Annotated in this window: 11 protein-coding genes; all 11 read left to right on the plus strand. The window is 43.0% G+C overall.

Going from position 1 to position 13,087, the window contains the following annotated elements; translation table 11 throughout:
• Window positions 1-33 precede the first annotated feature (33 nt).
• The 11 genes from sdaAB (at window position 34) to ftsY (ending at window position 12,956) form a co-directional block, all read left to right on the plus strand.
• Window positions 34-696 carry an L-serine ammonia-lyase, iron-sulfur-dependent subunit beta gene (gene sdaAB / locus NSS76_RS07810; protein ID WP_024424201.1) on the plus strand — a complete coding sequence of 221 codons (663 nt, stop codon included), beginning with the start codon at window positions 34-36 and terminating at the stop codon, window positions 694-696.
• 20 nt (window positions 697-716) lie between these two features.
• The gene (gene sdaAA, locus NSS76_RS07815; RefSeq protein ID WP_024424200.1) at window positions 717-1,619 is read left to right on the plus strand and encodes an L-serine ammonia-lyase, iron-sulfur-dependent, subunit alpha; all 903 of its coding nucleotides are present in this window, start codon (window positions 717-719) and stop codon (window positions 1,617-1,619) included.
• Window positions 1,597-3,645 (plus strand): ATP-dependent DNA helicase RecG, encoded by a 2,049-nt coding sequence (gene recG, locus NSS76_RS07820; RefSeq protein WP_024426964.1) that lies wholly within the window; start codon window positions 1,597-1,599, stop codon window positions 3,643-3,645. Before sdaAA ends, recG begins: the two co-directional genes overlap by 23 nt.
• 112 nt (window positions 3,646-3,757) lie before the next feature.
• Entirely contained in the window at window positions 3,758-4,324 is a 567-nt protein-coding gene (gene fapR / locus NSS76_RS07825) for a transcription factor FapR (protein WP_024424199.1), read from the plus strand.
• A 15-nt stretch (window positions 4,325-4,339) separates the two neighbouring features.
• The gene (gene plsX, locus NSS76_RS07830) at window positions 4,340-5,338 is read left to right on the plus strand and encodes a phosphate acyltransferase PlsX (RefSeq protein ID WP_268416264.1); all 999 of its coding nucleotides are present in this window, start codon (window positions 4,340-4,342) and stop codon (window positions 5,336-5,338) included.
• Between the two features lie 16 nt (window positions 5,339-5,354).
• A complete protein-coding gene (gene fabD, locus NSS76_RS07835) occupies window positions 5,355-6,299 on the plus strand; it encodes an ACP S-malonyltransferase (protein ID WP_206533872.1) in 945 nt (314 codons plus the stop codon).
• Entirely contained in the window at window positions 6,299-7,042 is a 744-nt protein-coding gene (fabG, locus tag NSS76_RS07840) for a 3-oxoacyl-[acyl-carrier-protein] reductase (protein WP_025092570.1), read from the plus strand. The genes fabD and fabG overlap by 1 nt, the downstream gene beginning before the upstream one ends.
• An 81-nt stretch (window positions 7,043-7,123) precedes the next feature.
• On the plus strand, window positions 7,124-7,357 hold the full coding sequence (gene acpP, locus NSS76_RS07845) for an acyl carrier protein (RefSeq protein ID WP_003212028.1): 234 nt from the start codon (window positions 7,124-7,126) through the stop codon (window positions 7,355-7,357).
• Window positions 7,358-7,538: 181 nt separating this feature from the next.
• Entirely contained in the window at window positions 7,539-8,282 is a 744-nt protein-coding gene (gene rnc / locus NSS76_RS07850; RefSeq protein WP_008344850.1) for a ribonuclease III, read from the plus strand.
• A 105-nt stretch (window positions 8,283-8,387) separates the two neighbouring features.
• Window positions 8,388-11,948 carry a chromosome segregation protein SMC gene (smc, locus tag NSS76_RS07855; RefSeq protein WP_073205163.1) on the plus strand — a complete coding sequence of 1,187 codons (3,561 nt, stop codon included), beginning with the start codon at window positions 8,388-8,390 and terminating at the stop codon, window positions 11,946-11,948.
• A gap of 21 nt (window positions 11,949-11,969) precedes the next feature.
• Window positions 11,970-12,956, plus strand: coding sequence for a signal recognition particle-docking protein FtsY (gene ftsY, locus NSS76_RS07860; RefSeq protein ID WP_024424194.1), 987 nt, complete (start codon window positions 11,970-11,972; stop codon window positions 12,954-12,956).
• Window positions 12,957-13,087 lie beyond the last annotated feature (131 nt).

Below are 13,087 nucleotides of genomic sequence, written 5' to 3' on the forward strand. Positions count from 1 at the left end.
CCATACGCGAGTGGTGATGAGAGGGGAAGACCTATGAAATTTAGAAGTGTGTTTGATATTATTGGACCTGTCATGATTGGGCCATCAAGTTCGCACACAGCGGGTGCGGCTCGTATAGGGAGAGTAGCTCGCAGCTTATTTGGAAGAGAACCGAAACGAATTGTCGTTTCATTTTATGGTTCTTTTAAAGATACGTATAAAGGACACGGTACAGATGTCGCCATTATTGGCGGTGTTCTTGACTTTGATACATTTGATGAACGAATCAAAACAGCGATCGATATTGCAAAAAGCAAAGAGATCGACATTGAATTTAAAGAAGAAGAGGCGGTGCCGGCGCATCCGAATACAGCAAAAGTAGAGATTTCAGATGCGAACGGAAGCCTTGAACTAATCGGGATTTCCATCGGCGGAGGTAAAATTGAAATCACAGAATTAAATGGCTTTGAGCTCAGGCTTTCAGGGAATCACCCTGCCATTCTTGTGGTTCATAACGATCGCTACGGGACGATTGCGGCAGTTGCTAATGTCCTAGCGAAATTCGCCATCAACATCGGTCATATGGAAGTGGCGCGTAAAGATGTCGGGCAAGAGGCACTGATGACCATTGAAGTGGATCAAAATATTGACCCAGCTGTCCTATCAGAGCTTGAAACGCTGCCAAACATTATTCAAGTCACACAAATTGCAGAGTAACAACAAGGAGGTTATGAATGATGTTTAAAAACGTCAAAGAACTCGTGCAGCTAACAGAAGAACGGAATACCTCCATTTCAGAAATTATGATTGTGCAAGAAATGGAAGTGACAGGGAAGTCACGTGAAGAAATTTTCTCCCAGATGTACCGCAACCTAGAAGTGATGGAGCAGGCCGTTGAAAACGGGCTGAAGGGTGTGAAATCATTATCAGGGTTAACAGGCGGAGATGCGGTCAAACTTCAAGCCTATATCGCATCAGGCAAAACGCTGTCTGGTCATACGATATTAGATGCTGTCAGTAAAGCAGTTGCAACAAATGAAGTCAATGCCGCAATGGGAACCATTTGTGCCACGCCTACAGCAGGCTCAGCAGGTGTTGTACCAGGTACGTTATTTGCAGTAAAAGAAACATTAAAGCCAACAAAGGAACAAATGGTCAGATTCCTATTTACTTCTGGCGCATTTGGTTTTGTTGTGGCGAATAACGCGAGCATTTCCGGTGCAGCAGGCGGCTGTCAGGCAGAGGTAGGTTCTGCATCAGGTATGGCGGCAGCAGCGATTGTCGAGATGGCAGGCGGTACACCGCAGCAATCTGCAGAAGCAATGGCGATTACACTGAAAAATATGCTTGGACTTGTTTGCGATCCAGTAGCGGGACTTGTCGAGGTACCTTGCGTGAAACGAAACGCAATGGGTGCATCTAACGCCATGATCGCAGCAGACATGGCTCTTGCTGGCATCACAAGCCGCATTCCTTGTGATGAAGTCATTGATGCGATGTACAAAATCGGTCAAACGATGCCAACAGCTCTTCGCGAAACTGCACAAGGCGGTCTCGCTGCGACACCGACAGCAAGAGAGCTTGAAAAGAAGATTTTCGGAGGTGTGACCTCATCTCGTGATACAGAAACTGCAAGATAATGTCTCTGTCCTGAAGGGGATTGGAGAGGAAACCGAAAAAACACTCAATGAACTTGGAATCTACACAGTAGCCGATTTACTCGGCTACTTTCCTTATCGATATGACGACTATGAGCTTCGTAACTTAGAAGAAGTCAAACATGACGAACGTGTCACAGTTGAAGGAAAAGTACATAGTGAGCCCGTTCTCACCTATTATGGAAAAAAACGAAGCAGGCTGACATTCAGGCTGCTTGTCGGGCGTTTTCTCATTACAGCGATTTGTTTCAATCGCCCATATTTAAAACGAAGCCTTGTGTTAGGTGATACAGTTTCCGTTACAGGAAAATGGGATAAAAACCGTCAATCTATCATGGTGCAGGAATTTAAAAAAGGCACGCACGAGCAAGATGGCAGTATAGAGCCCGTTTATTCAGTAAAAGAAAATGTGACCGTGAAAATGATGAGGCGCTTTGTAAAGCAGGCCTTGTCACTTTATGCAGACAAAGCTGAAGATCCATTGCCAAAGCAGCTTGTCTCTGCCTATAAACTCATGTCCTATCAGGAAGCATTAAAAGCCATTCATCTTCCAGAAACAAGAGACTCGCTCAAGCAAGCAAGACGCCGTTTTGTGTACGAGGAATTTCTCATTTTTCAGCTGAAGATGCAGGCGATTAGAAAGAAAGAACGAGAGAGAACATCAGGCATCCAGCATCCGTTTTCCAAAGAGGCTGTTTTTGAGTTTGTTAACAGCCTGCCATTTCCGCTGACGAAGGCACAATCAAGAGTACTTGATGAAATCATGTCGGACATGGCGTCTCCATATCGAATGAACCGGCTGCTTCAAGGAGATGTAGGTTCAGGGAAAACAGCTGTTGCAGCCATTGCACTTTATGCCGCTCATTTATCAGGTTTTCAAGGTGCATTAATGGTCCCAACAGAAATTTTGGCAGAGCAGCATGCCGATTCACTTTACCAGCTGTTTGAAAAATGGGGGCTGAATATCGCCCTTTTGACAAGCTCTGTGAAAGGAAAAAGACGCAGAGAATTGCTTGAACGTTTAAAAGAAGGCGAGATTGACATATTAGTCGGCACGCACGCACTCATTCAAGACGAAGTCGAATTTCAGCAGCTCGGTCTTGTCATCACAGATGAGCAGCACCGGTTTGGCGTAGAGCAGCGGAAAAAACTGCGAAGTAAAGGGCAGGACCCAGATGTCTTATTTATGACGGCCACACCTATTCCGCGAACACTTGCGATCACTGTCTTTGGAGAAATGGACGTATCCGTCATTGATGAATTGCCAGCTGGCAGAAAACAAATCGAAACGTATTGGGTGAAGCATGACATGCTTGAGAGAATTCTTGCTTTTGTGGATAAAGAGCTGAGAAAAGGCAGACAGGCATATATTATTTGTCCGCTCATTGAAGAATCAGACAAGCTGGATGTGCAAAATGCGCTTGATGTCCATAGCATGCTCACTGAGGCATACCGCGGCAAGTGGTCAATCGGCTTAATGCATGGGAAGCTGGCGAGTGATGAAAAAGATCAGGTCATGAGAGCCTTTACCGCAAATGAAGTACAAATTCTCGTTTCAACCACAGTCGTTGAAGTTGGGGTCAACGTACCGAATGCAACCATCATGGTCATTTATGATGCAGACCGCTTCGGACTGTCTCAGCTTCATCAGCTAAGAGGCCGGGTCGGACGAGGAGAGCATCAATCATTTTGTATTTTAATGGCTGATCCGAAGTCAGAAACGGGGAAAGAGCGGATGCGGATCATGTCCGAAACAACCGATGGCTTTGAGCTGTCTGAAAAGGACTTAGAACTAAGAGGACCCGGAGATTTCTTCGGTAAAAAACAAAGCGGGATGCCAGAATTTAAGGTAGCAGATATGGTTCACGACTATAGAGCGCTGGAAACGGCTAGAAAAGATGCAGCAGATCTTGTCCAATCGGACGCCTTTTGGACTGATCCCGAATACAAAGAACTCCGGCAAACGCTGATAGACAGCGGTGTGCTGGGAGGAGATAAATTAAGCTGATCAAACGCTGGAGGAATTTTCTTGTCTTTTTGAAACAAGGATTGATTTATCATCTATGAGATTATATACTACTATTAGTACCTAGTCATAATTGTACGGATGGTGTCTGCATATGAAACTAAATAAAAAAGAACGTCAAAAGCTTCTCCAGCAAACGATCAGCTCGACTCCATTCATTACTGATGAAGAATTGGCAAGTAAATTCGGTGTCAGCATACAAACGGTTCGTCTTGATCGTTTAGAGCTGTCGATCCCTGAATTACGCGAAAGAATTAAGCATGTGGCCGAAAAGACATTAGAGGATGAAGTAAAGTCACTTCCACTGGATGAAGTGATTGGAGAAATGATTGATGTAGAACTTGATGACCAAGCCATTTCCATTTTAGAAGTGAGAAAAGAGCATGTATTCAGCCGAAACCAAATTGCCAGGGGACATCATCTCTTCGCCCAGGCAAATTCGCTGGCAGTTGCCGTCATTGACGATGAACTGGCTTTGACAGCAAAAGCGAATATCAGGTTTACAAGGCAGGTGAAACAAGGCGAAAGAGTCGTCTCTAAAGCCAAAGTAGCCTCACATGATAAAGAAAAAGGAAGAACCGTAGTTGAAGTAAACAGCTATGTTGGTGAGGAAGTTGTCTTCTCAGGTGACTTCGTCATGTATCGCTCAAAACAAAAGTAAAAGGTGGCACGTAATATGAGAATTGCAGTCGATGCAATGGGGGGAGATCATGCCCCTAAAGCCATTATTGACGGTGTGCAAAAAAGCTTAACAGCATTTTCAGATATCGAGATTACACTTGTCGGCGATGAAAACAAAATCAAACCATACATAACAAACAACGACCGCATCACAATTTTAGATGCAAAAGAAGTCATTGAACCGACGGATGAACCAGTGCGTGCAGTCAGACGTAAAAAGGATTCATCTATGGTGAAAATGGCGCAGGAAGTATCCGAGGGACGAGCAGGTGCCTGCATCTCAGCAGGAAATACTGGCGCCCTCATGACAGCGGGACTGTTTATCGTAGGCAGAATTGACGGTATTGACAGACCAGCCCTTGCCCCAACTTTGCCAACACTGGATGGCAGCGGCTTCTTATTACTAGATGTTGGTGCCAACGTTGATGCTAAACCAGAACATCTCGTGCAATATGCCATGATGGGATCAATCTACGCAGAGCGTGTTTTCCCAAAGAGCAATCCGCGTGTTGGACTGTTAAATGTAGGAACAGAAGATAAAAAAGGCAACGATTTAACGAAAAAAACCTTTGAATTATTAAAAGCATCAGACTTGAATTTCGTAGGGAATGTAGAGTCCCGTGACTTATTAGAAGGTGTTGCTGACGTTGTTGTCACAGATGGTTTCACTGGAAATATTGCGCTTAAAACAATTGAAGGCACAGCCCTTTCTGTTTTTAAAATGCTGAAAGAAACATTAACATCCAGTTTTACAGCAAAAATTGCAGCAGGCATGATGAAGCCGAAATTAATGCAGATGAAATCTAAAATGGATTACTCCGAATATGGCGGTGCCGCTTTATTTGGTTTAAAGGCACCTGTTATTAAAGCGCACGGCTCTTCTGATGAAAATGCCATTTTCCATGCAATTCGTCAGGCCCGTGATATCGTAGAAAAAGATGTTTCAGCTATCATTCATCAAGAAGTCCAAAAAGAAACGACGAAAGAGTCTTAATTGGAGGTAAAGCAGCATGACTAAAATTGCATTTTTATTCCCAGGCCAAGGCTCTCAAAAAATTGGCATGGGAAAAGATTTATTTGACCAAGAAGCAGTATCTAAAGCTGTTTTTGAAGAAGCAGACAATACCCTCGGGTTTGACTTATCTTCTATGATTTTTGAAGGGGATACAGAAGAACTGACGCTCACCTTTAACGCGCAGCCAGCTCTTTTAACGACAAGTATCGCCATCTTAAAGAAATTTGAAGAGAGCGGAATCAAAGCAGATTATGCAGCAGGACACAGTCTTGGTGAATACACTGCCCTTGTTGCAGCAGGCGCACTTTCGTTTAAAGATGCTGTTTATGCAGTCAGAAAGCGCGGAGAATTAATGAATGAAGCTGTTCCAGCAGGAGAAGGCGCCATGGCAGCAATTCTTGGCTTAGACAAAGCGGCACTTGAAGAAGTGACAAAAGAAGTGACAGAGAGCGGTCACCTTGTAGAGCTCGCTAACTTAAACTGTCCTGGTCAAATCGTGATCTCTGGTACAGCAAAAGGAGTAGAATTTGCTTCAGAGAAAGCGAAAGAAAAAGGCGCAAAACGTGCAATTGCCCTTGAAGTAAGCGGACCTTTCCATTCTGCATTAATGAAACCAGCCGCTGAAAAATTTACAGATGTTTTGTCAAAGCTGGACATTGCAGATGCGAAAACTCCGGTCATCTCAAACGTAACAGCAGACATCGTAACTTCTCGTGATGAAATTGAGACAAAGCTCATTGAACAACTGTATTCTCCAGTTCGTTTTGAAGAAAGTGTGGAACGCCTCATTGATTTAGGTGTGACAACATTTATTGAAATTGGTCCTGGCAAAGTGCTTTCAGGTCTTGTGAAAAAAGTGAATCGCCGTCTGACGACGATTTCCGTTTCAGATCAAGAAACAATTGAAGCAGCCATTCAAACACTCAAGGGGGATTCTTGATGCTTACAAATAAAACAGCCGTTGTAACAGGAGCATCACGCGGGATTGGTCGTTCCATCGCGATCGATCTAGCGAAAAGTGGTGCAAATGTTGTCGTGAACTATTCTGGAAACGAAGCAAAAGCAAATGAAGTCGTAGATGAAATCAAAGCACTCGGCCAGCAGGCATTTGCTGTGAAAGCTGATGTCTCAAATGCTGAAGAAGTACAATCCATGATGAAACAAGCAATTGATACCTTTGGTTCAATTGACATTCTTGTGAATAATGCAGGGATCACAAAGGACAACCTGCTCATGAGAATGAAAGAGAATGAATGGGATGATGTCATTAACATAAACTTAAAAGGTGTCTTTAACTGTACAAAAGCCGTGACACGTCAAATGATGAAGCAAAGAAGCGGAAGAATCATCAATTTGGCTTCAGTCGTTGGTGTGTGTGGTAACCCTGGACAAGCAAACTATGTTGCAGCAAAAGCTGGTGTCATCGGATTAACGAAAACAACAGCAAAAGAGCTGGCAACCCGTCATATTACTGTTAATGCAGTAGCACCAGGCTTTATTTCAACAGATATGACAGACAAGCTTGATGAAAATGTACAGACGGAAATGCTCAAGCAAATTCCGCTCGCACGCTTTGGTGCACCTGAAGATATTAGCAACGTCGTTGTCTTTTTAGCTTCAGAAGGAGCAGGTTATATTACAGGCCAAACCATCCAAGTAGATGGCGGAATGGTCATGTCCTAAGAAATATCAAAATTTCATTAGGTTTTCTCTAGTTTTTTAAAAACAATTCAACTATAATACTTTGAGGGGAGGTGAAAGGCAATGGCAGACGTATTAGAGCGTGTATCAAAAATTATTGTAGACCGCCTTGGCGTTGATGAGGCTGACGTGAAAATGGAAGCTTCATTTAAAGAAGATTTAGGCGCTGATTCCCTTGATGTAGTTGAGCTAGTTATGGAACTTGAAGATGAGTTCGATATGGAAATTTCTGACGAAGATGCTGAAAAAATTGCAACAGTCGGTGACGCTGTGAACTACATAAATAGCCAGCAATAAGCGTAACAAAGTCCCGTCTACTTTCGACGGGACTTTGAAAATTTATGTTAGTTTCAACACATTCAGCTGATCAATTGTCAGCCTTTTTCAGATGCTGGGAGCAATGTTTCCCTGCATGTAGAAAGAGAGACTCCATATAATCAGTATCCTTAAAGGCGATTACGCCTACCTGGAGGTTGCTATGCCAAAACAATATAAAGACAAACAGAAACAGAGCAAAAAACTAGAGCAATTTAGAGAATTCCAGCAGCGCATTTCTGTACACTTTAAAAATGAAAAGCTTCTATATCAAGCCTTTACCCATTCCTCTTATGTGAATGAACACCGGAAAAAGCCATACGAGGATAATGAAAGACTTGAATTTTTAGGAGATGCTGTTTTAGAATTGACCATTTCTCAATTCTTATTTGCAAAATATCCAGCGATGAGCGAGGGAGATTTAACGAAACTAAGAGCGGCGATCGTATGTGAACCGTCACTTGTATCACTGGCACACGAGCTGTCCTTCGGTGACCTTGTTCTTTTAGGAAAAGGCGAAGAAATGACAGGCGGCAGAAAACGCCCAGCACTCTTAGCGGACGTATTCGAGGCGTTTATCGGTGCACTTTATTTAGATCAAGGACTTGAGCCGGTTGAACGGTTCCTAGAAGCGTACGTTTATCCGAAAATTAACGATGGAGCATTCTCGCACGTCATGGACTTTAAAAGCCAGCTGCAAGAATTTGTACAGCGCGATGGAAAAGGTGTGCTTGAATACCGTATCCTGCATGAAAAAGGGCCTGCACACAACCGGGAATTTGAAGCAAATGTATCCCTTCGAGGTGAAGTGCTCGGAATTGGAAATGGACGCTCTAAAAAAGAAGCAGAACAGCACGCTGCACAGGAAGCACTTGCTAAATTGCAGAAACATCATATGAACCAATAAAATCCCCCTCGTTATTCAGGGGGATTTCACTCTGTTTTCCATCATCTTTTTTCACTTCATATGGTAAGATGATAGTACTTTAAATACATAAGGAGGATCACTCTCATGTTCCTCAAACGTTTAGACGTGATAGGATTCAAATCATTTGCACAGCGAGTGACCGTGGACTTTGTTAAAGGGGTCACAGCTGTTGTTGGACCAAACGGAAGCGGCAAAAGTAATATTACCGATGCCATCCGCTGGGTACTTGGAGAACAATCAGCGAAAAGCCTCCGCGGAGGAAAAATGGAAGATATCATTTTTGCAGGAAGTGACTCAAGAAAAAGAGTCAATCTAGCAGAGGTGACTTTAACGTTAGATAACGAAGATCACTTTTTACCGATCGATTTTCATGAAGTCAGTGTGACAAGAAGGGTTTATCGTTCAGGCGAAAGTGAATTTCTCATAAACAATCAATCTGTCCGCTTAAAGGATATTATTGATCTTTTCATGGATTCAGGTCTTGGAAAGGAAGCTTTTTCAATCATCAGCCAAGGAAAGGTAGAGGAAATTCTATCAAGCAAGGCAGAAGAGAGAAGAAGTATTTTTGAAGAAGCGGCTGGCGTTTTAAAATATAAAACAAGAAAGAAAAAAGCCGAAAATAAACTGTTTGAAACGCAGGACAACTTAAACCGAGTAGAAGATATTCTGCATGAACTAGAAGATCAAGTAGAACCATTAAGAATGCAAGCATCCATTGCAAAGGACTATTTGCAAAAAAAAGAAGAGCTTGAAAATGTCGAAATTGCCCTAACTGTCCATGACATCGAAGCACTTCATGAAAAATGGACAACACTTGGTGAAGCAGTCGAGCGCTTCAAACAAGATGAAATGAAGCAGTCTACAGATATCCAAGCAAAAGAAGCCAAAATTGAAGAGTCTAGAGACCGCATTCAAGCGCTTGACGAATCAATTAATGACCTGCAAGAAGTTCTTCTTTTCACAAGTGAAGAATTAGAAAAGCTTGAAGGTAAAAAAGAAGTGCTAAAAGAACGGAAAAAAAATGCGGCCGCAAACCAAGGACAGCTTGAAGAAACGCTCATTCGTTTAACTGAAAAGCAGTCGCTGTTAACCGAAAAGATTGAGCAGCAGAAAATCACTCGGGACAGCCTGCAAAAAGAAGTGCACCAGCTAAAAGATGAAGTGAAAACAAAGCAGCATCAACTGTCGCTTCATAGTGAAGATGTGGAAGGTCAAATTGAACAGCTGAAAAGCGATTATTTTGATCTGCTCAATGAACAGGCTTCCATCCGTAATGAACGTAAATTACTAGAAGAACAGCAGCGCCAAGCAGCGATGCAGCTAGAGCGGCTGACGCAAAATAACCAAAAACATATCGAAGAACGGGTGTCTGTTAAAGAAAAGAAAACAGAAGCTGAGCAGCAGCTTTCAGCACTGGAAGAAGACATTCTGGCTCAAGTCAAACGCTTTAGAGAAGCAGAACAAAAGCTTGAGCAAATAAAGCGTCAATACGAGAAAAAAGAAACGGCTCTTTACCAAGCCTATCAATACGTACAGCAGGCAAAATCCAAAAAAGAAATGCTTGAATCCATGCAGGAAGACTTCTCAGGTTTTTTCCAAGGAGTGAAAGAGGTCTTAAAGGCAAAAGAACGGTTAGGCGGTATTCATGGTGCCATTGCAGAGCTGATTCAAACGGATCAGCAGTATGAGACAGCGATTGAAATTGCGCTAGGTGCAGCGACGCAGCACGTCGTTACAGAAAATGAAGCAGCTGCGAGACAAGCGATTGGTTACTTAAAGCAGCACTCCTTTGGACGTGCAACCTTCCTGCCAATGAACGTGATCAAAGAAAGAACAATTCAGCTCAGAGATGTTCAAACAGCAGAGCAGCACGGTGCATTTATCGGCGTAGCGAGTCACCTCGTTTCTTTTGACGAAAAGTATCAAAAGGTGATGCAGAATTTGCTTGGAACTGTGCTGATCGTTAGAGACTTAAAAGGCGCCAATGAACTGGCGAAAATGCTTGGACATCGTTACCGCATCGTGACCCTTGATGGAGATGTCGTAAACCCCGGCGGTTCAATGACTGGTGGCGGCGTAAAGAAAAAGAACAACTCTCTTCTTTCAAGAAACCGGGAGATCGAAACGTTAACAAAGCAACTCGTTGAAATGGAAGAGAAAACAACGATCCTTGAAAAAGAAACAAAAGAAACAAAGCAATTGATCGGAGCTAACGAAGGCCAATTAAACGAACTGCGTCAGCGCGGCGAAACGCTTCGTGAAAAGCAGCAAGATCTCAAAGGGAAGCTATACGAACTGCAAGTTGCAGAAAAAAATATCAATGCTCATCTTGAGCTCTATGATCAAGAAAAAGAAGAATTGCAGCAGCGTTCTACTGAACTCGCGGATAAGGACAAAAAGCAGGTCGCTCTAGAAGCCTCTATAGGTGAGAAACTGACGGCTCTTGATCAAGAAATCAATACATTAACAAAGCGTAAGCAGACGCAAAGCTCAACGAAGGAAACCATTTCAGCTGAATTAACAGAGCTGAAAATCTCGCTTGCCAAAAAAGAGCAGTCCTTAGCGAATGAACAAGAAAAGCTTTCGAGCTTAATGGCTGAATTAGAAGAGGCTGAACAGACGCTGATGGAAACAAAAGAAGATCTGTCACTCTTAACAAGTGAAATGTCATCTAGTTCAAGCGGAGCCGAACAGCTGGAAGAAGCGGCGAAAGAGAAGCTGGAAAACAAAAACAAAACAACCGCCCTCATTTCAGAGCGTCGTAAGCAGCGTCTCGCTCTTTCTGAAACATTAGAATTCGCTGAACGTGAGCTTAAAGAACAAAAACGTTTGTATAAGCAGCTCACCACAAGCTTAAAAGATGAAGAGATTAAGCTTGGCCGTATGGAAGTCGAGCTCGATAACCTGATCGCTTATTTGAACGATGAATATGCTCTTTCATTTGAAGGAGCAAAAGAGATGTATCAGTTGACGTTATCGCCAGATGAAGCAAGAAAACGAGTGAAGCTGATCAAACTAGCGATTGAAGAGCTTGGAACAGTGAACTTAGGCAGCATTGACGAGTATGAACGTGTGAATGAACGCTATCTCTTCTTAACAGAACAGCGAAATGATCTGACAGAAGCAAAAAATACATTATTCCAAGTCATCGAAGAAATGGATCAAGAGATGACAAAGCGTTTCTCTGAGACATTCTCTCAAATCCGCGGGCATTTTGAATCTGTTTTCCAAGCATTATTTGGCGGTGGGAGAGCAGATCTTAAGCTGACAGATCCAAATGATTTACTCAACTCTGGCGTTGATATTGTCGCGCAGCCGCCAGGGAAAAAACTGCAAAACTTAAGCCTTCTTTCAGGCGGAGAGAGAGCCTTAACAGCGATCGCTTTACTATTCTCTATTTTAAAAGTGAGACCTGTTCCATTCTGCGTGTTAGATGAGGTAGAAGCGGCACTTGATGAAGCAAATGTTTTCCGTTTTGCGCAATATTTAAAGAAATACAGCCAGGAAACACAGTTCATTGTCATTACGCACCGCAAGGGAACAATGGAAGAAGCCGATGTGCTCTACGGCGTGACCATGCAGGAATCAGGTGTTTCTAAGCTTGTATCTGTCAAACTAGAAGAAACGAAAGAGCTTGTCCAGTAATTAAAGGAGGTTTTTGAACCAATGAGCTTTTTTAAGAAATTAAAAGAAAAATTTACGCAGCAAACCGATTCAGTATCAGAAAAGTTTAAAGATGGACTCGAAAAAACGAGAAACTCCTTCCAAGGAAAAGTAAATGAACTGATTTCCCGCTACCGCAAAGTCGACGAAGACTTTTTTGAAGAGCTGGAAGAGGTTCTGATCGGCGCTGATGTCGGTTTCACAACTGTGATGGAACTGATTGATGAGCTGAAAAAAGAAGTGAAATTAAGAAACATTCAAGACCCAAGCGAAGTACAAGCGGTCATTTCTGAAAAACTGGTTGATATCTACAATAGCGGAGAGGAACAAATCTCTGCGCTGAACATTGAAGACGGGCGTTTGAATATCATTTTATTTGTAGGCGTCAACGGTGTTGGGAAAACAACGACGATCGGCAAGCTTGCAAACAAGCTGAAAAATGAAGGGAAATCCGTCATTTTAGCAGCAGGTGATACGTTCCGTGCCGGTGCCATCGAGCAGCTTGAAGTGTGGGGAGAACGTTCAGGTGTTCCTGTCGTCAAACAAACAGCAGGCTCTGATCCAGCAGCGGTGATCTATGATGCCGTTCAATCAGCAAAAGCGAAAAATGCGGATGTCCTCATCTGCGATACAGCAGGAAGACTTCAAAACAAAGTCAACTTGATGAAAGAGCTGGAGAAGGTCAAGAGAGTCATTGAGCGCGAGGTTCCTGATGCACCTCATGAAGTATTGCTCGCTCTTGATGCGACAACGGGTCAAAACGCCATGGCACAAGCCAAGGAATTTTCTAAAGCGACAAATGTGACAGGGATTGCTTTAACAAAGCTTGACGGTACTGCAAAAGGCGGGATCGTTCTTGCGATTCGAAATGAGCTGAACATTCCCGTGAAGCTTGTTGGTTTAGGTGAAAAGGTGGACGATCTGCAAGAGTTTGATGCAGAATCGTATGTGTATGGATTATTCTCAGACGTAATTGATCAACAAGACTAACAAAAAAATGCCGGCGAAACTGCTGGCATTTTTATTTATACGCCGCTTCATGAAGTGACAAGATAAAAACTTGACACTCAGAAGAGAACCGTGTAAACTTAGTTGATGTAAAGGGAATGAACTTAACAAAG

The organism is Bacillus sp. FSL R5-0654 (assembly GCF_038008745.1).
Taxonomy (GTDB): domain Bacteria; phylum Bacillota; class Bacilli; order Bacillales; family Bacillaceae; genus Bacillus; species Bacillus safensis.